We start from the raw sequence: 18,570 nt of genomic DNA, 5'->3' as shown, positions 1-18,570 counted from the left end.
CTGTTGTCTACCGCTGGTCGGCGACGCACGGCGTCCGTCAGGGGCGGCAAAATGGTTTCAACCCGTAACATGCCGGCGGGTTCACCACCGCGCCGCTCAGCCCAGTTCTCGCTGCGCTCCAAGCGAAGTCGCCTTGCCAGGGCGGCAGACGGGCGGTTCCTCGCATGCGTGGTCAACCTGCCGCCGAGGCGGGCCGCCCTTTTTCAGATTTTGGTGGCATTGGATGCGCCCGCAAAAACCCAGTCCTCTCATGGTCCGCGCACGTTCAGAACCGCTTGATCTCGATTCCGTACTTCCTCAGCGCGTAGCCAATCTGGCGCGGCGTTAGTCCGAGCAAGCGTGCAGCTTTTGCCTGTACCCAACCAGATTTTTCCATGGCTGCAATGACCCGCTCGCGATCGGCCATCTTCGCGCCACTTACGAGGACTGTGCCAGGGGGTGCCAGTGAGGCCAGTTCGCTGCCGACAAGTGGGGCCGGCGCGGTCGCTTCAGACGGCAAACTGATCGGCTTGGCGGGCACTGGGACGACCGGTGCCGTTTGGACTGTCGCCTCCTCGGACGTACTTTTCCACAGCATCGCGGAAAGGCACTGGCCGTGGCAACATGCAAAATCATTTCTCACGATCGATGGCCCGGCCGACAGGGTCGCTGTGCGCTCGATGCAGTTTTCGAGCTCGCGGACATTTCCCGGAAAGCCGCAGTTCATCAGCACATCGATCGCGCTCGCTTCCAAGGTCAGCGTACGGCCGTTCACGCTATTGAAATTCCTCAGGAACTCACCGGCAAGCAGCGGAATATCGCTGCGTCTTTCGCGCAGCGGCGGCAGCAGCAAGGGAACAACGCTGATGCGATAGTAGAGGTCTGCGCGAAACTCGCTCCTTGCCACAGCCTCTTCAAGGTTCTTGTTGGTTGCGGCTATGACTCGAACATCGACCTTTATGGTCTGGTTGCTGCCGACCCGCTCGAACTCCTGCTCCTGCAGGACACGCAGCAACTTCGCCTGGAACGGGGCCGAAATCTCGCCGATCTCGTCAAGGAACAGTGTGCCTTTGTCAGCAAGCTCGAAGCGCCCCTTGCGCGAGCTGAAGGCGCCAGTAAAGGCACCTTTCTCATGACCGAACAATTCGGATTCCAGCACTGTCTCAGGTAGTGCCGCGCAATTTAGCTTAATGAAGGGCCGCTTGGCGCGGGACGATGATTCGTGAATAGCCTTGGCTACAAGTTCCTTTCCGGTACCGGATTCGCCGCGCAGCAGAACCGTGCTGTTCGATTTGGCCACGACCGCGATCTTTTCGAGCAAGCCGCGCAGCGCCGGACTGTCGCCGATGATCCCATGAACAGGTACCTTCTTACGCTCCCGTACAGGCTGCCTAAACTCGAATAATTGCTTTTGCAGACGGTCCTTCTCCACCATCAGCCGCTCGCGATCGCAGGCGAACAAGCGATGAAGCCTTACTGTCTGTCCCACCAGGTTGGCGATCATGGTGAGCAGCCGCGCATCATAATCGAGCCGGAGACTCGACCTTTCGTCACAGACACGGTCGAGCGTCAGTGTACCCACGACTTTCGGATCGATGCGGATCGGAACTCCGATGAACGACACCGGCATGTTATCCGAGGCACCGAGCACCTCAAGGTCAGCTGCGCTGAACGCCGGCTCCGCTGCCACGTTCTCGGCGACAAGAGGCCTGTCGGTCGCAACGATCTGGTCGATTGCCTTCCGTGGCAGGCGCATCCGGAAGCGGTCGTCGCTGCCTTCGCTCCAGCCAGCACCCACGGTAATGTCCGGCATCCCGTCATCGTCGAACAGTGAGACGATACCGTGTCGCATCTGCACAAACGATTGCAGAAGGCCTACGACGTTGGCCAGCGTGACCTCGAGCCGGCAGGGAGCGGTGAGTATTTTCGATATTTCGAAGATACCGGTCAGCGCGCTCTCGCGCAGCGGCTCGCCCGAGAGCTCGCGCTCCGTCTCTGGATGAGAGGCAGGTATCTCGCGTGCGGAAGCGATATGCAGCATGAGGCGGTCTCCGTTATTTTGATCATCCTCCCTAGCACCTTGTTCGGATTTGCGAGCTTCGTTTTGCATGTCATGCTCGATCTAGCGTTACGAATTAACGAGATGACATAGAAGCGTAACACCTTTTCATGGCACGACGGTAACCTTACAGTGGTTTGATTTCATCTTTTTTCGGAATAGGTGCGCGACGTCAGCGTAGAACACGAACTTCAACGCTGAGGCTTAAGTCAGCCGCGTTGCCAGGCTTGGTCGATTCACAGATGTTGCCCACCATTGATCGGCACCTCGGCCCCCGTAACATAGCTTGCGGCATCCGAGCATAGGAAGAAGATGACCTTGGCCACTTCGTCGGGTGTTCCCACTCTGCGCAACGGGATGTTTGGCACGAGACGCGCTTCCGTGTCGGGCGACAACATGTCCGTTCTGATCTCGCCTGGCGCGATCGCGTTCACACGAACGCCATAGGGCGCATAATCGTGGGCCATTTCGCGTGTGAGACTCGCAAGCGCGGCCTTCGACGTCGCGTAGGCGCTGCCGGCAAACGGGTGCACCCGCGAACCAGCGATCGACGTCACGTTGACAATCGATCCTGACGCGGCCCTTAGCTCGTCAAATAAACCCCTCGCCAGCAGGATCGGGGCCACGAGATTCAGATGGAACACTCTCATCCAGGTTTCAGTTGACGTCGTCAACGAGGTCAGCCGGTCACCATCAGACGTCTTCGGCGAGATGCCGGCGTTGTTCACTAATGCGTGCAAGGGTGCGCCCGCCAAGCGTTCCTTGACCTGCGCGATCAAGCGCGGCAGCATTTGATAATCGCTAAGGTCGACCTGGACATGATCCTCGCGCCCGGAGTCCCACGGGCACCGCGCGCCATCGAATGGCTGGCGCGCGCAAGAAATGATGCGCCAACCTGCCTCCGAAAACAGCTTGGCAGTGGCATGCCCAATTCCGCGCGATGCCCCAGTCAGCAACATCGCCTTCTGCTCTCCCTGATGGAGGCGGGCTTCATCGGCGCGAAAGGGACAGCCCAAATGTGTCTCGGGCAGCGGACCTGCGATCAGATCGTCATTTGGCAGATCGAGACCCACGCCCGCCTCCTCTCCTGTAGCGCCGCTGGCGAACACGTAGCAGGATTTGGGCCACTCCGATGCACGCAAAGACGCTCCGGTTTTGCGTCCTAATGTCGCGCACGCCAAAAGCTTGGCGGATTCGCGACATGGTGCGTGTGCTTTGCAACATCGATGGTGCATCACCCACACAATGCCTGGAGCACACTCGGTCACTGCTAGGACCAGACACCACACTGCGCTCTCGTGATCGAGATCCGAAGCAGCGAGCGGATAAGGAACGCTCCTCGTCGAGGCAACGATCGGTCACGATGGTGGAGACACCCAGTAACCGTGTCGGTACGAAACAGAACCTGACGCACCAACTCCATACGTTAGGTTTTCTCGCAACTGATACCGAGCTCATCGCAGCACATCGCCGCGCTGATTGGTTGCGCGATCACGAGCGGGCGCACTGAATGTCCAACTCAATGCTCGAACCCGAAGGGTCCGTCCGCGCGAGCGAGTGGCGGCCGCGGCAACGGAACTCACCGGCCCAACGTAACCTCCTTCGAAAACTTGATCCGCGACGAACCGCCGAGAAGCTTTCACTTGCGGGTCGTCGCGAGGCAAGGCCGAGGACGATGTCCATCTGGTCAGCGTGGTGGCGGTACGGTAACGCCGCTCTTGTCAAGATCGAGCTTCAGCGGACGGCATTCGGCCGCCGCATCTTGCTGTTCTCCAGGGCAAGGGTCCGTTGGAACGTCGGTTTGGGCGATCAATTGTCGTCCGGAAACGTAGTGGCAGTGCTGCTCGATGCAAAAAGCGGCGATCAGATCGATGAGACGGGTTACGACTTTCATGAAGCCACGAGTTCTTTTGATGCTTCTTCAATCAAGATCAATCGGCTCGGATCGTTCAAATCGAATTCTATAACGCGCGGCGCAAAGAGGCGCGCATAGCGCGTGAAAGCGCTCGTCGGGGGGAAACGGATCACGGTATCGCATCGCGCAAGAAGATACATCTCGATGAGAGCGGAAAAGCCGCCCTCAGCTCCGAGCGCCGCGCTGTGCAACGGCCCGGCCTGAGCTGCCTGGAAGCGCTTTGGGATGGTGAAAACGTCAGGAAACATAGCTGACACCCTCTCAAGGACGTGCGCGCTGTCTGTGCACAGGAACGCCCTGACCGGTTTTGCATGCGGTAACGCCTTGGCCTTGTCGATGGCGTTACAGACCTGTTGCAAAGCCCGCTCGGGATCAGCCCAGTAGGGCGCATGCCCCATAACATCCTCTCCGTTGCCGTGCCGAACATGAATGCCGATCACGCTGAACGACGCAAGGTGCTCACGGAAGATGGCATCAATCCGTGCCTGCACTTCGGATCGCGGCTTGATGCTCCGAAAGATCTCTCGTTCAGCCTCCTCATCGCAGCGCCACATCAGGCAGGCGTCACACACAACTGTATTTGCATCGCTATCTTGCCCGCTTTGGAACAGCTGATCGAGTTCATCGCGTTCCCGGAAAATCTGCTCATCCGGGCGATAGGCGCAATCAATAGCTGGCCTATTCCACCATGCCGGGAAAAATGGTCCAGGAAATGAGTGCTGGTTGATCCGGTCGTCGCAGATCACCTGTACGCCGGCAATATCTTGAACCGGTTCGAAGAAGACGGGAAAGGCGTTGGTGAATGGTTGATCGAGATAACAGGACCCCCGCCAATCGATGACCAGCTTCCGTCCGGTCCGCTCGGCAAAACGCCACGCTGCAGCCAGCGACCACAGGCAGTCGCCCAAGCCCGTACGTCGTCGGGAAACAACGAACTGATCATTTTTCGAACCGCCAGGCATCTGCATTGCCTCCTTCCGGACTCCTGGTTGAACAAGAGACGTCATTGGAGACACCTCACATATGGTCTTGGCCGATGTTATGGTCGGCGCTTGTGCTGCTCGCGCGTTGCGTCGGTAGAACTTCATAGCAGCGCTATCCTCGTAGTGGGTTCTCTCAACGCCTCCCTCTTTTCTTCCACTAGAGTTGTTGCGCCGATATACCCGATTTCAACTGGATGCCTATTGGTGCCCTATTCCACCTCGGCCTAGCCTCCTGTACATGGAGGCGCAGTCTTGGTCTTACATATGATCGCCGGTTATGCTTCGCCCAGCGCTTTAATGCGGACGCAAGCGGCGCGTGGCGGATGCAGCCGAACGCCCCGCTGTTCCCACAAGAGCCGAAGTTCCTTGACGAGATCTTCGCGCCGGGGCTGGTCCAACATAGTTGTGTCGAGAAGCCAGCCGAGCGAGGCCTCCCCCTCGATCCGCATCAGCAGGTCGAAGAGCTCATGCGAGATACGCATGCTCTCGCGCCCCGAATGTCCCATACGGATCTCGGAAACCGTTTCCTGACGATCTTCCGCTGTGTAAGAGCGAATACGATGAAGGGATGCATACGGAGGCAATGAAACGCCCAGTGTACACCAATCCGGCAGTGTTGCCGGCCGCTTCTCGACGAGGAATGGCTTAACTACAAGTCCGTCCAGGTCGGTCGTCAAGAAGGTGACGATGGCGTCTGAAACGGAATCGACGATCGGCTCGGCATTGTTGTTAAAGGACGTGTTTAGAAGAACCGGGATGCCGGTTCGCTTCTTGAATGCATTAATGACATCCCAATAGGCAGGATTTGTGTTGCGCGAGACCGTTTGCAGCCGAGCAGTTCCATCAACGTGCGTGACCGCACCAAGCACGCTATGGTGGGCCGCCCGCACACGAACCACGAAGTTCATGAAGGGAAACTCCCGCTTGCCGCCTGGGAGCTCAAAGAACTCGCTTGCATCCTCCTCCAGCACTGACGGCGCAAACGGACGATAGCCCTCGCGCTTTTTGACCATCGCGTTTATCCGGTTCTTGTTTTCCGCTGGCCGCGGGTCGGCGAGAATGCTGCGGTTGCCAAGCGCACGTGGCCCGAACTCAGAACGGCCCTGAACCCAGCCGATGACAGCGCCATTTGCCATCCAGTCCGCTGCACTCGCTGCGATGTCATCACTACGTTGAAAATCGAGGTGGCTGGACCATGCATTGAGCTCGTGTTCTATGGCTTGCTCGGTCCCGAGATCGGGTCCCCAATAGACGTCCGACAATCGCTCGCGCGGCGCGGGCCGGCCCAGCTCGTTTGACATCATCAATGCGGCGCCGAGTGCGCAACCGGCGTCATGCGCCGCGGGCTGGACGAAGATGTCGTCGAAAAGGCCGGAATAGAGCAGCTTACCGTTCATCGTGCAATTGTGGGCTACGCCTCCCGCCAGGCACAAGCGCTTCATGCCCGTCGCTTCGCGATGATGCCGCAGGATATGAAAGATGATCCGCTCCAGCGCTTCCTGCAGCGAAGCGCTGACGTCTCGATGCTGCTGTGTGAATGCCATTCCCTTTCGCCGGACCTGGATGCTGCGGATCAAGGCCGGGCCGATTCGATCCAGATGGACCCGATAACCGCCATTGTCCAACAATTCATAGAACTGCGCGAAGAGCTCGCGATAGGGCGCAGGGTCCCCATAGGGGGCAAGCCCCATCACTTTGTACTCGTCGAACAACCCGTAGCCGAGATAACGGATCGCCTCGAGATAGAACAGCCCCAGAGAGTTATGTTCTGGAAAGCTTGCGAGTTGCGAAATTTCGGTGCCAGACCCTACTGCCAGCAGACCTGAGAGAAAGTCTCCGCCACCGTCGACCGTAAAGATCAGGCTTTGCTCGAATCCAGACATGGCAAATGCGCTCGCGGCATGCGCTTCATGGTGATTTACGAAGAACACGCGCGACGCATCGACTTCGGTGCGGAACTCCCGCGCCAGCAGCTGACGTAGCAACAGTTTGGCGTCTAACGGCACGGCCTGAGAAAGAAATAGCCGCTCCAGCATGGTATTGCAGTAGGATTCAGTCGCGTAGAACGCGATGCGGTCGATCTCGCCAAGCTCCACTCCTGCAGCTGAAAGGCAGTATCGGATCGAGTTGCTTGGCAACTTGTTGGAGTGCTTGACTCGATTGAGGCGCTCTTCTTCGACAGCAGCAAGCACGCGGCCATCCCGCACGAGCACTGCAGCGCCATCGTGCAGAAATGTATTGGGCAGCTCGGCCGAGTTTTGATAGATTCTGTCCAGACCGCCACTCACTCCGAGACACAACATCTCGCTCTCCATTTGGTCATGACAGGAAGGCGAACCGCCCTCCCCAACTAGTTCGTCTGTACTGTCACGCTCCCTCGGCCACGCGGGCCAGGAAGCACAACCAATGCTTTGCGAAGTCCGGCCCGGCGCCGAGCCGGCTCAGCCTATTTGGGTGCTGGGCGTTCCCGCACCGTCCGACCGATCCGGCGCCGTGCGCCCGGCTTGTTATAAAGCCATTGCGACTGCCCCTGTCGCAGCTCACGCTACCTCAACCAAGACAGCGCATCGCGAATTCCGTCAACGCAGCAGACGGCGCCGAAACAATACCGTCGACACAAAGAAAGGTAATACCGCGTACATGCAGAGCGCACCGACATGGAAGGCAGCCCCGCCGCTGGCCGCACGGTCCAGCATCGCCGGGCGGATGAGATCGACCGAATGCGCCAGCGGCAACAAGCCGGCGATGTGCTGAAAGGAGCTCGGCAGTTGGCTCATCGGAAAGACTGCGCCACACAGAAACACCATGGGTGTCAGGATTAGCGTCTGGTAAAACACGAAGTAGTCGTAGCTCGGCGCAAGAGATATGACGACCATCGCCAAACTTGCAAAGACAAGGCCGGTCAAGGCCACCGTCGGCATCGCATACAAAATGGACGCCCAGGACGCATAACCCAGCGTCGCAGCGACAATTCCGATTGCGGTTCCGGCCAGAACGGACTTACTGGCTGCCCACACCAATTCGCCCAGAACGACGTCGCCAAGCGTGAGTTGTGTGGACAGGATTGCTTCCCAGGTACGCTTGGCATCCATCCGAGCAAAGGTTGCATACATGGTTTCAAAGGTCGCGGACGTCATGGCGCTGGTCGCGACCATGCCTGCTGCCAGGAACGAGATGTAGGAGGTCCCTTCAACACGACCCACGATTAGCCCGAGCCCAAAGCCAAGGCCAAACAGGTTGGTTATGGGATCTGCGAGGTTGCCGAGAACCGATGCAAGCGCGACTTTCCTCCATGCCAGGAAGTTTCGACGCCATACTGCAATCCAGTTGTACGCATTAGCGGGCATTAGCGCCGCATAGCTTTCACCCATCCCTCACTTCTCCATCTCGCGTCCGGTCAGCCGCAAGAACACGTCTTCGAGATTCGGCGGCCGCTGCAGAATGCGAAGGCCCGCTCGGCCGCGCAGTTGAACACGTACTTGCTCCGGATACGGCGCATAGCAAAACAGCGTCTCTCCACTCACTTCGATATTCCGAGTATAAGGCTTGAGCCATTCACCGAGCTCATGTGGATCACCGCCATAGATCTCGATCACGTCGCATCCGATATGCTCGTCGATCAAGGCGTTCGGCTTTCCTTCGGCTATCTTGCGTCCACTCTTGAGCACGCAAAGCCGATCGCATAGGCGTTCGGCTTCTTCCATGAAGTGGGTGGTGAGCAGGATTGTCTTGCCACGCGCAAGCAGAACGCGCAGACGCTCCCATATCAGGTGCCGCGCGTGCGGATCGAGGCCGGTCGTGGGCTCGTCCATCACCAGCAGATGCGGATCATTGATCAGGGCCCGCGCCAGTGTCAGCCGACGCTTCATGCCGCCCGACAGATGCGCGACGCGGACGTTCGCCTTGCTTTCCAGCCGTGCAAACTCGAGCAACGAGGGTACGATCGTCTCAACCTTGCGAGCACTCAAGCCGAAATAACGGCCAAATACCAGCAGGTTTTCGCGTACGGTGAATTCGAGCTCGAGGTTATCGAACTGCGGCACAACGCCAACGCGCATACGTGCTACACGCGCGCGCGCAGGCACAGGCTCGTTGAGGATTGTAATCTTGCCCGCATCCGGCGAGATCATCCCGAGCAGCATACGCGCAATCGTGCTCTTGCCGGCTCCATTTGGCCCGAGCAGACCAAAGCATTCTCCGCGCGCAACCGAGAACGACAGCTCATCGACGATGATTTTGTCGCCAAATGATTTTCTGACGCCGGCAAGGTCGATTGCTGCGGTGGACATGTTCATCTTAGGCTGACAAAAGGCGTTCAGCCGAAGTTGGCTTGCTTACGACGGTTTTGGTCCAGAGCAGGCCGTCGCACCACACATGCTCTACGCGCCCCCACTGGCAGGCGGCGGCCACGTCCGGGAAGAATCCTCGTCCATGGAGGTTGGCACTCGTATTGCAGAGCAGCGGAATGCCGGTGAGCTGTTCGAACTCGACGAGCAGCTCGGCGATTTTGTGTGGAGAGTTGCGGGCGACTGTCTGCAACCGCGCGGAGCCATCCAGATGGACGATAGCGGGGACCTTATCGCGCCACTCCTCCCGGGTCTGGTGATCGAACAGCATATAAGGATCTGGCGTCCCGGGACTGAAGATCTCCGGCGCCCGATCCTCCAGGCAAATCGGCGCTACTGGCCGGAAATGCTCGCGGCGCTTGATGTCGTTGAGGTGATCTTTCATTGCCGGCAAGGTCGCTGCTGCAAGAATGCTTCTGCCACCCAACGCCCGTGGCCCAAGCTCGGCGCGTCCCGATAGGAAGATTACGGGTTTGTTGTCAGCAAGAATGGCCGCAAGCTCGCGGAGAGTGCATGGTGCAGGCTCCCATTCTGACGGACTTTCGCTGGCCTGCAGCGCCGGACCGCTATAGACTGACCATTCTAGTGGCCCGAACCCCTTTTGTGCCGCCATCGCGCTGCAAGCGGCGCCAATTGCCGAGCCGCTGTCATTTGGAAACGGCGGCACCCAGACCTCATCGAACAGTCCCGTCGCCCGAAGCGCACTGTTCCACTTGATATTGAGCCCGCACCCCCCGGCTACACATAGGTTTCTCGCGCCCGGAAGCGACGAGTGTCGCAGCAAAACCATCGCAATTTCCCGGACAAGAAGACGTTCCAGGAACACATGAAACGACGCAAGGACGTCTTCGGCTCGCTTGGCCGTCAAGCGCAGCGCGCTCGCCTCAAAAAAGTCGTGTACAGCGGCAAGCGATGCCTCAGCATTGTTGATGTCGGCGCGGTAGCGACGGGCCTGCTCCGTATCCGCAGCGAAGCGCTTTTCGTAAAGCTCCTGAAACACAGCCACGATGGTTTCGTCGAAAGAGCCAAGCGCAATATAAGCCATCAGCTTGCCGGCGATGCCCAAGTCCCAATTGGTGCGATTCGGCTGCCTGTAAGGGCCAAAATGAAGGCCCGCGGCAGCATAGGAATGACCGATCATTGGAAACAGACTGGCAATGAGTCGGGCGCCTCGAGGTTCGACATAGTAGAGACGTGGAAAGATGCAGCCATCCCATACCAGACAGAACGCGGGCTTTCCGGCGCTGGCAAACGGGCTGGTGCTGTATGCCGAGGCGACGTGGCCGGTGACGTGCGGGTAACTCTTATAGGGAAACACCTTGCCGCCAAGGATCAGGCCATAGCCATCGACTGAATCTAGAAGGCCCTCGGCATGGCGCTCGACATATGGCGCCCCCTTCAACGCGATTGGAACCGCCCCACTGAGAACCTGGAACTGCGACTCGATCTCTCCATCCCAGCCGTCGATGACGAACTGATCAATATCTCGTGGATCCAGGCCATGCTCAGCCAACGCGAGCACGACTGCATCGAGGTTATCGACAGATTGATACCGTGGATTGTTGCCGCGCTTCTCTTGTTCGGTGCAAAAGACAAGCTGTCCGTCCTCGACGACAGCGATTGCCCCATCATGTGTTAACTTGATGCCACAGATGCGCATACGACCCCCTGGCCCTAATGACCGTAATTTGGTTGTTCTGACGAGTTAATCGGCTTCCGGAACAGCACGAGCAAACAGTCTTCATTGACCGACTCAGTATGGCAATGAAGACGCTCGATCTCGGATAGGTTCTCATTGAAGAGAGAAATCACTGTTTCCGCACCGGCAGCGTGCCCACAGCGTCGACACGGAGCATCACGCGCGGACCCGAACACCAGAGCGCCATTTGGTGCAAGCATACCGACCAGATTGAGGATGGCTGTGTGCATCTCGGCGATGTCCTTGAGGTAGTAAAGAACCTCGGCCACGACGATCAGATCGAACTGCTCAGCCGTCGAGAACTGCTGAATGTCGCATGTTATCCATGTGATATGTGACCACCTCTTGGTCCGCTGGCGCGCACGCTCGATCGCCTGAGGCATGACATCGACCACGGTGAGCCTTTGGCAGTGCGGCGCCAGCATTTCGGTGAACGCACCGGCTGCACATCCGACCTCGAGGGCATGCACAACGTCACCGTTGCAACGCGACATCCGCAGCATCTGCGCGTATCGCTCCTGCTCGAACGAATTGCTGTCGAGCCGCCATGGATCATCGACAGCCAATTCGCGCTCCAATAGCTGATAGTTCTTGTCCGATGTCACGGGGGCATCCAACCTATTTGTAGGCGCTCGATCGCTCGGGACCGCAAACACTCTCGGTCGCCGCCACGCTCGATGCACGGTGCGAAAGCCCGGGCTTACAAATTGCGGCAGAGCTCACACCACTTCTCGCGGAGCTTATTCCGGTGGCCGCATGCGGAATGACAGCTTTATTCTCTCCGTCGCTTGCCACCATGACTTTACGCGACAGCCAATCGCTATTGCTCAATGTACAAAGCGCGTAGGCTTTCATCGGCAGCAAGAGAAAGATATTGATGGGTGTGTGAAGCGAGAAGCCGAGAAACCGCATATCGCGAGCACGGAACGCTGCCACACTGCACCGGACCATCGTCATGGCCGCAATCGTCAGCACCGTCCACCAGGCCACTGACCCGCCGATGACGAACTGCGCGAGCGCAGCCAGTGATGAGAGGGCGAGAAGCAAGGGGCCGAGATTTTGTCCGACAACGTCGAGCGTCAGATAGCGATCCAACTCGGGCAGCAAGCGCAACGCAAGAAATGTGTCTCGAAAGGTACTGCGCGCCCAGCGTAGTTGCTGTCGCAGATATGGTCCAAGGCTGTCCGGCACCACTGTTGCTGCGATCGCGTCGGGGACATACTCGGTTCGAAACCCCGCCTTGAGCATAAGGATCGTTAGATGACGATCTTCGCCGAAATCACTTGGCTTTCCACGAAAAAATTGCGTTTCGTATTGATCAAGCAGCAAGGCGAGCGCAGAGCGACGATACATGGCACACGGCCCGCAGCAGCACATCACGGCGCCGAAGCGTGCCTGCGCCGCGCGCTCTTCGTTGCAAGCCAACCAGTATTCCATATCGATCAGCTTGGTCAGCCAGGTCTCGTTGCGATTGCTCGCTACCAACTGCCCCATGGCCGCGCCGACGTCGGGGTCCTGCATCTTCGATACAAGCTTCGTGACCACGTCGACGGCAAGGATCGTATCCGAGTCGACGTTCAGGACCAGATCGCCGGAAGAGCTGCGTATCGCAGCAATCTGCGCCTTGCGCTTTCCGACGTTCTTGGCCATCAAGATGATGCGAAACCTCGGATCGCTCGCATAGATTTTGTGTACGGGTCCCAACAGATCGCGATTTGCGGATCCATCGTCGACCACAATGACTCTCAGTTTTCCGGCGTAGTCTTGACTTGCAATCGACGCGAGGCATTCGGAGAGTGTGTTTGGGTCCTCATTGAAACAGGGCACGATTACATCCACGCTGGGCAGAACCACCCCGGCTTGCTCGAGATCGTTCTGCAGCGATGAGGGATTGGTCGGCTGAGCGTAAAGCGCCTGCGCGCTCTTGTAGATGGTCGAGAGCAGCGCATAAGACGAAACGGCGACAGCGCTGGTTGTAGCGAGCAGATCCATGGGGTGCCAGTTTTGTTCAGTGAAGTTGAGGAAGCGGATGGATTTCGAACCCGCGCAGTTGCAGTGCCGGAATCAGATATGCCAGCGCCCTCACCGTCTGTTCACGCGAGGTACTGTCGATGCACGACGCCTCCTCGCCGGGCGGATATCCGTCGTGCAGGAGCACAATTGCTCCCGGGCGAACAGCCGCCAGCACTGACTTCACGATGCTATCAACCCCAGGACGCGACCAATCTCTCGGATCGACCGACCAGTGCACAGCAGCGAGGCCAGCCTTGGCCGACGTAGCAAGCACGTCTTCGGTCCATATGCCGTAGGGTGCCCGCATGTGCCGGGGCAACGCTTGTGGGCATGCCAATCGGATTGCCCTGCTCGCCGTTAGCACCTCATCATGTATCTCCGCTGCTTCGCATCTGGACAGATCGGGATGCGTCATCGTGTGGTTCGCAACCTCGTGCCCCTCGGCGATCATTCGTCGAATGAGTTCAGGTTGGTCGGCCGCGTACGTGCCGATAACGAAGAAAGTCGCGGGGACCCGATGTTGCGTCAGGACATCGAGGACGAGCGGCGTGCAAAATGGATTGGGCCCATCATCGAAGGTCAAGTAGACCGAACGACTTCCGCTAACGTCGCCGTAGTTGCACCGCACCGCAGATAGGGGGATGAGTTCATTCACAGCTCGGGCCCGTTCCGATCGATAATTGTTCCCGCCGGCCACTCGCCCATTGAGCGTCCAACTGGGAACACCACCACGAGCACGTCTTCGATGCGGATCGGCGACAAATTGGGGTAGACATCTGCCTGGGTGGAGCGGACGCGAATGCCTGGCATGAGGGTTGCCAACCCTCGCCTTCCGACCAGTCTGGTCAGATGCTTCTCAAGTGCGGGCCGGACCGTACCAAAGCCGAACGGCACCCCAAGCTCCTGCAGCGCAGGATACATCACGCGCATTGAGTGGCTAATTCCAAGCCCCTCAAGATCTGGACGGACGGCATACAATCCCAGTTCGGCCACGAGAAGATCAACGCCGCCAATCTTGATGAAGCGGCGCAGTAAGCCAATATGAGCAGCGACGCCGTGCGCGTCGTAACCGATTACGCGCATTTCAGGTCTTGCGCCGGCCCAACTTCGAATACCCTCGAATGGCTGTGCATTGAATGCACCAGTCGGCCCATAGCTCTTACGAAAGAAATCGGCGAGCTCGGCATGATCGGCGAGCTGCAGCTCGCTTTCCCAGCGAAGGCTCCACTGGACCTGAGTGCGCGCGGAAGGCTCTTCCGCAGACGGCGACACGGCAATATTCATGGCGGACTTCCCTGCGCCAGTAGGGATGAGAGCGGATATAGTCACGTAAGACACTCGCTATTCGCCGAACCGCTGATCAATCTGGAATGTGTTGGCATGCGGCATCCGCGCTCGACTATTCTCGCCAGGTCGCCCGAGAGTTGACTGAATCGGAGTGGCGCCATCGTTGGCGGCGAGACGATGGCGCAGCTCGCACGTGTCGTTCCAGCAATGCCATGGTCGACATATGCCCGGACATCCCAATGAGGCGATCGGGTTGTGCAGACTCCATCTGCATCCTGGGAGAGCTCCGTCGCGCCCAAGATCGCGATCGGCATTACCCTCTCTGAGGGCTGCCCATCGGTGTGTGAAAGCTCATCGAGGACACACGCGGCGGGCACTAGATCAACTTCGGTCTTATGCATCTTCGACTCGCCTTGTATTGCGATGGACAGGCGCGCCATTTGGCCAGTCGCCGGAAGTATTCGGCATCTGCGATCTGCGCACGCTGCTTGGTCGCGACACTAAGGTGAGGCTGAGCACGCCCTCAAGTGTACGCGGGTAAACCGCCGATATGGAAAGGGATGGAACGCGCATACGAAGGTTTATCGAGGCCTGCCTAGCGTCGCATCGCGTGAGAGTCGCACCTATAACAGGCGCAACGCGCGTGCGGCAGAGATAGCCACTTCGCACACGGATTCGGCAGATCCTCGCACGTCCAGGATTTCTTCTCGGAGCCCGCGTACGACCAATAGCCATCGTGGCATACCTAATTCATTTTCCAAACTGATGTTTGCTATCCAACAATCCGCAGTTTGGTAAAATCGATTGTTTCGATAGAACACATCCACACGATGGATAGACTCACGACATGCGGTTCAAGGGACTTGATCTAAACCTTCTCGTTGCGCTCGATGCTCTAATGACGGAGCGCAACCTCACAGCGGCGGCGCGCCAAATTAACCTGAGCCAGCCCGCCATGAGCGCTGCGATCGCGCGGCTGCGCAGCTACTTTCGCGATGAATTGTTTACGATGAGAGGTCGCGAGCTCGTCCCGACACCCGGCGCGGAGGCGCTTGCGGGTCCGGTTCGCGAGGCCCTGCTGCACATCCAACTCTCGATCATTTCTCGGGATGCGTTCGACCCGACCCTGTCGAGCCGACGCTTCAGGGTCATTCTCTCCGATTTCATGACAATCGTGTTTTTTCGGAGAATTGTTGATCGTATCGCACAGGAGGCGCCTGCGGTGCGCTTCGAATTGCTGCCATTTTCCGATGAACCCGGTGAGCTGCTTCGCCGCGGCGAAGTGGATTTTCTCATTTTGCCGGAATTGTTCATGTCGAGCGCGCATCCTAAGGCGACGCTATTCGATGAGACCCTCGTATGCGTGGGATGCCGCACGAACAAGCAGCTATTGCGACCACTTACATTCGAGAAATACAATTCAATGGGGCACGTCACCGCCAAGTTCGGACGGGCGCTGAGGCCCAACCTCGAGGAGTGGTTCTTGCTCGAGCACGGCTTGAAAAGGCGCATCGAGGTCGTTGTGCAGGGCTTTAGCCTGATTCCGCCCATATTGTTCGACACGGGCCGCATAGGAACAATGCCCTTACGTCTAGCCAGACACTTCGAAAAGTGGATGCCCCTGCGGATCGTCGAGCCACCACTCCCACTGCCCACTTTTACCGAGGCCGTGCAGTGGCCTGCGTTCCACAATACCGATCCGGCGAGCATTTGGATGCGGCGGATATTGTTGGAGGAGGCGTCCAACATGGGATCTGCAGATCGGAAACTACCAACGCGCAGGCGCTGCTAGGTCCACCACAAGCTGCTCCGGCAGATGCAAATATCCCACTCATCATTCGACGTGTCTGCCTTGTCATTTTAGCTTCCCGGACGGCCATGCTGCAAAACGCACGCGCGAGCCGGCCCGGGATTGTGAACGATTGCCGGCCCGTGCGCCTAACGATCCCGCAAACCGTGTAGTGCGCCTGTACTGCACGCGAGGTCCGACGCCATCGCGGAAGGACGCGAGCTTTCGAGTACGATGGTATTTGGCGAAGCGAATTAAATCGCTTGAACCTGACACTGCGTCAGGTTGTAATTTGCCTCCTGACCAATGCTGCGCAGGCGGACGTCAACGGGTCACATCGCGTGAACTCCTGGCTATGGCAGGATAGGCACTAAGGCTGGTTTGCCAATGGCGGCTCGACTAAGTCGAGTTGCGAGAGTGCCGGGAATCGACGAGATCGATCAGGTTGGCGCTCCCGACGGCTCGAGCCGCAGGTCGTCGTCCCCGAGCGCACTGCGTGCCATTCTGCGATGCTCCGCGAGCTTCTTCGCAATCGCACGAGAGGAACTGAGTTGATTCGCGCGAGCCAATGACACCGCTTCAGATGCAGCCGTTGTCGCTCATGGTATGCACTGTAAAAGACGAGCGCGTCGGATAATGAGATATGCGTTTCAACGGCCTTGATCTGAATCTTCTCGTCGCCCTTGACGCCCTAATGACTGAGCGCAGCCTTACCGCAGCTGCACGCAAGATTAACCTCAGTCAGCCGGCCATGAGCGCAGCCGTTGCCCGGCTGCGTTCCCTATTTCCGTGATGAGCTGTTTGCGATGAGAGGCCGGAAACTTGTCCCGACGTCACGCGCGGAGGGGCTGGCGGCACCCGTTCGTGAGGCTCTGATGCACATCGAGCTCTCCATTATCGCGCGCGACGCATTCGACCCGGCGCAATCGAATCGGCGGTTCAGGATCGGCCTTTGCGATTTTATAACGATCGTATTCTTCCGACATGTCGCCGAGCGTGTCGCGCGCGAAGCTCCTGCCGTCAGCTTCGAACTGGTAGCGCTCGCCGATGAGCACGATGAACTTCTCCGGCGCGGCGAGCTTGATTTCATTATCCTCCCGGAACCATTCATGTCCAGCGCGCACCCGCGGATAGCCCTGTTCGAGGAAAGGCTCGTGTGTGTAGGCTGCGGCACGAACGGCGAGCTACGGCGACGGCTTACATTTGATCGATACATGACGATGGGCCATGTTGCGGTTAAGCTCGGAGTTGCGCGCATGCCTCCCATCGAGGAGTCGTTTCTACTTGATCGCGGCCTGAACCGACGCATCGACATCCTCGTGCACAGCTACGGCATGATCCCGCCCATGCTGATGGGCACGAGCCGGATAGGAACCATGCCTTTAAGGCTCGTTAAGCATTTCGAAACAACGATGCCCCTTCGGATCGCCGAGCTTCCGCGGCCGTTCCCAACATTTACCGAAGCGGTCCAATGGCCTGTCCTTCAGAACAGCGATCCGGAAAGCATCTGGATGCGAGAGATATTGTTGCAGGAGGCGGCTCGCATGACCTCTACGAGTGATGATTGCTCCATGAGCTACGCTTCGGAGCAAGCGGACACTGAAGGACGCCTGACGAGCGTTGCCTCGCGACTATCGTGACTCCTCTCAAGGACGTGCACGCCTCCTATATCCCGCTGCATGTCTCTACAGCCACACTTTAGACTTCTCCTGCTCTAACTCACGTCCAGCGTCTTCGCTGCCGACGGCTATCATGACGTTGCCGCGGGATTTGCAAATTGGCATGCCGCCCGACGTCAGGTGGCAGTTCAAGTCACCTATTGAGTTGTTTCAGAGGGGCCACACGTCAGAAGCGCCGCACCAAGCGCTCGATACATCGCGCGGGCCAGGCCCCGCCCTTGAGCGCGGCCTCACGTAGCGGCATGAGCAAGATCAACTCGGGGCTCGCGCCATCCGCGCTCAGAACCAGTCGTGCTCCGAATGCGCGGAGTCGATTCCTCCGCCGAGCCGCACATGACGCGCGGCCAGCCCGCCGAGCGATTGTACAGATGACGGGAATCGCTCGTGCTATTTTGCAAGACACCGCGCGCCTGTGTTGCCTTGTCGCATCACCTTAAGGCGCCATGCATCTTCCTCGCTCCGCGCCGCTGATCTGACTTCTTTTGGCCCTATCGCGGCCAAACGTCTTGACGACGTGCGCCGCCTTGGCGCAATGACAAACAAGGAGCCGACCGTTGGAACAGTACAGCGGCGTATTCGATCCGGAAGAACTATCTGTCTTAGGAAGCCTGTTTGATGGCGCAATCAATGCGTTACCGCCGTCGATGCGAACGCCTGAAAATCGGACCGCAGTCGCCAAACTCATCTTGGATAGTACAGAGAGCGGCGCGTCCAGGCTGGCATGCCTGATGAACTTGTTGATCATCATTTCACCTAAGGGTTGATCGCCAACCATTCTGAGGATAGTCACCATCTCTTACGCTGGAATGGAAGACGATCCA

General features: G+C 58.4%; 14 protein-coding genes and 1 pseudogene. 3 read left to right on the top strand and 12 right to left on the bottom strand.

Features of this window, described 5'->3' with window-relative positions:
• Positions 1 to 265: 265 nt before the first annotated feature.
• From nifA to ACVWYP_RS15125, 12 genes are all read right to left on the bottom strand, one after another.
• Positions 266 to 2,020, bottom strand: a complete 1,755-nt coding sequence (gene nifA / locus ACVWYP_RS15180) for a nif-specific transcriptional activator NifA (protein ID WP_016842042.1) — start codon at positions 2,018 to 2,020, stop codon at positions 266 to 268.
• 254 nt (positions 2,021 to 2,274) lie between these two features.
• Positions 2,275 to 3,111, bottom strand: coding sequence for an SDR family NAD(P)-dependent oxidoreductase (locus ACVWYP_RS15175; RefSeq protein ID WP_026192378.1), 837 nt, complete (start codon positions 3,109 to 3,111; stop codon positions 2,275 to 2,277).
• Positions 3,112 to 3,725: 614 nt separating this feature from the next.
• A complete protein-coding gene (locus ACVWYP_RS15170; protein ID WP_125459275.1) occupies positions 3,726 to 3,932 on the bottom strand; it encodes a hypothetical protein in 207 nt (68 codons plus the stop codon).
• A complete protein-coding gene (locus ACVWYP_RS15165) occupies positions 3,929 to 5,041 on the bottom strand; it encodes a nodulation protein NodZ (RefSeq protein WP_077231073.1) in 1,113 nt (370 codons plus the stop codon). The genes ACVWYP_RS15170 and ACVWYP_RS15165 overlap by 4 nt, the downstream gene beginning before the upstream one ends.
• Positions 5,042 to 5,211: 170 nt before the next feature.
• Positions 5,212 to 7,239, bottom strand: coding sequence for a carbamoyltransferase family protein (locus ACVWYP_RS15160; protein WP_026192376.1), 2,028 nt, complete (start codon positions 7,237 to 7,239; stop codon positions 5,212 to 5,214).
• A gap of 276 nt (positions 7,240 to 7,515) precedes the next feature.
• A complete protein-coding gene (locus ACVWYP_RS15155; RefSeq protein ID WP_016842047.1) occupies positions 7,516 to 8,307 on the bottom strand; it encodes an ABC transporter permease in 792 nt (263 codons plus the stop codon).
• Between the two features lie 3 nt (positions 8,308 to 8,310).
• On the bottom strand, positions 8,311 to 9,231 hold the full coding sequence (gene nodI / locus ACVWYP_RS15150) for a nodulation factor ABC transporter ATP-binding protein NodI (protein ID WP_018270195.1): 921 nt from the start codon (positions 9,229 to 9,231) through the stop codon (positions 8,311 to 8,313).
• Position 9,232: 1 nt separating this feature from the next.
• Entirely contained in the window at positions 9,233 to 10,942 is a 1,710-nt protein-coding gene (gene nodU, locus ACVWYP_RS15145) for a nodulation protein NodU (RefSeq protein WP_018270194.1), read from the bottom strand.
• Positions 10,943 to 10,956: 14 nt separating this feature from the next.
• Complete coding sequence (nodS, locus tag ACVWYP_RS15140; protein WP_240536973.1) at positions 10,957 to 11,637, bottom strand: nodulation methyltransferase NodS; 681 nt, start codon at positions 11,635 to 11,637, stop codon at positions 10,957 to 10,959.
• The gene (gene nodC / locus ACVWYP_RS15135; RefSeq protein ID WP_018270192.1) at positions 11,600 to 12,973 is read right to left on the bottom strand and encodes a chitooligosaccharide synthase NodC; all 1,374 of its coding nucleotides are present in this window, start codon (positions 12,971 to 12,973) and stop codon (positions 11,600 to 11,602) included. Before nodC ends, nodS begins: the two co-directional genes overlap by 38 nt.
• Positions 12,974 to 12,989: 16 nt before the next feature.
• A complete protein-coding gene (gene nodB, locus ACVWYP_RS15130) occupies positions 12,990 to 13,649 on the bottom strand; it encodes a chitooligosaccharide deacetylase NodB (RefSeq protein ID WP_016848466.1) in 660 nt (219 codons plus the stop codon).
• Positions 13,646 to 14,278 (bottom strand): NodA family N-acyltransferase, encoded by a 633-nt coding sequence (locus ACVWYP_RS15125; RefSeq protein ID WP_026192374.1) that lies wholly within the window; start codon positions 14,276 to 14,278, stop codon positions 13,646 to 13,648. Before ACVWYP_RS15125 ends, nodB begins: the two co-directional genes overlap by 4 nt.
• An 850-nt stretch (positions 14,279 to 15,128) precedes the next feature.
• On the opposite strand from ACVWYP_RS15125, the gene nodD1 reads away from it, so the two are divergent.
• The 3 genes and pseudogenes from nodD1 (at position 15,129) to ACVWYP_RS15110 (ending at position 18,513) form a co-directional block, all read left to right on the top strand.
• The gene (gene nodD1, locus ACVWYP_RS15120; protein ID WP_016848464.1) at positions 15,129 to 16,073 is read left to right on the top strand and encodes a transcriptional regulator NodD1; all 945 of its coding nucleotides are present in this window, start codon (positions 15,129 to 15,131) and stop codon (positions 16,071 to 16,073) included.
• Positions 16,074 to 16,713: 640 nt separating this feature from the next.
• Positions 16,714 to 17,710: pseudogene (gene nodD2, locus ACVWYP_RS15115) on the top strand (transcriptional regulator NodD2).
• 593 nt (positions 17,711 to 18,303) lie between these two features.
• Positions 18,304 to 18,513, top strand: a complete 210-nt coding sequence (locus ACVWYP_RS15110; RefSeq protein ID WP_075968983.1) for a hypothetical protein — start codon at positions 18,304 to 18,306, stop codon at positions 18,511 to 18,513.
• Positions 18,514 to 18,570: the final 57 nt, after the last annotated feature.

The sequence above is a fragment of the Bradyrhizobium sp. USDA 3262 genome (genome assembly GCF_054060035.1).
The sequence above is the reverse complement of the archived record's forward strand: the minus strand, read 5'-3'. Positions and strand labels throughout refer to the sequence as shown.

Excerpts from the sequence above, each read along its gene's own strand:
- ACVWYP_RS15170 (WP_125459275.1), bottom strand. The coding sequence starts at position 3,932 with ATGAAAGTCGTAACCCGTCTCATCGATCTGATCGCCGCTTTTTGCATC.
- nodC (WP_018270192.1), bottom strand. The coding sequence starts at position 12,973 with ATGGATCTGCTCGCTACAACCAGCGCTGTCGCCGTTTCGTCTTATGCG.
- nodI (WP_018270195.1), bottom strand. The coding sequence starts at position 9,231 with ATGAACATGTCCACCGCAGCAATCGACCTTGCCGGCGTCAGAAAATCA.
- nifA (WP_016842042.1), bottom strand. The coding sequence starts at position 2,020 with ATGCTGCATATCGCTTCCGCACGCGAGATACCTGCCTCTCATCCAGAG.
- nodD1 (WP_016848464.1), top strand. The coding sequence starts at position 15,129 with ATGCGGTTCAAGGGACTTGATCTAAACCTTCTCGTTGCGCTCGATGCT.
- nodU (WP_018270194.1), bottom strand. The coding sequence starts at position 10,942 with ATGCGCATCTGTGGCATCAAGTTAACACATGATGGGGCAATCGCTGTC.
- ACVWYP_RS15165 (WP_077231073.1), bottom strand. The coding sequence starts at position 5,041 with ATGAAGTTCTACCGACGCAACGCGCGAGCAGCACAAGCGCCGACCATA.
- ACVWYP_RS15160 (WP_026192376.1), bottom strand. The coding sequence starts at position 7,239 with ATGTTGTGTCTCGGAGTGAGTGGCGGTCTGGACAGAATCTATCAAAAC.
- ACVWYP_RS15155 (WP_016842047.1), bottom strand. The coding sequence starts at position 8,307 with ATGGGTGAAAGCTATGCGGCGCTAATGCCCGCTAATGCGTACAACTGG.
- ACVWYP_RS15125 (WP_026192374.1), bottom strand. The coding sequence starts at position 14,278 with ATGAATATTGCCGTGTCGCCGTCTGCGGAAGAGCCTTCCGCGCGCACT.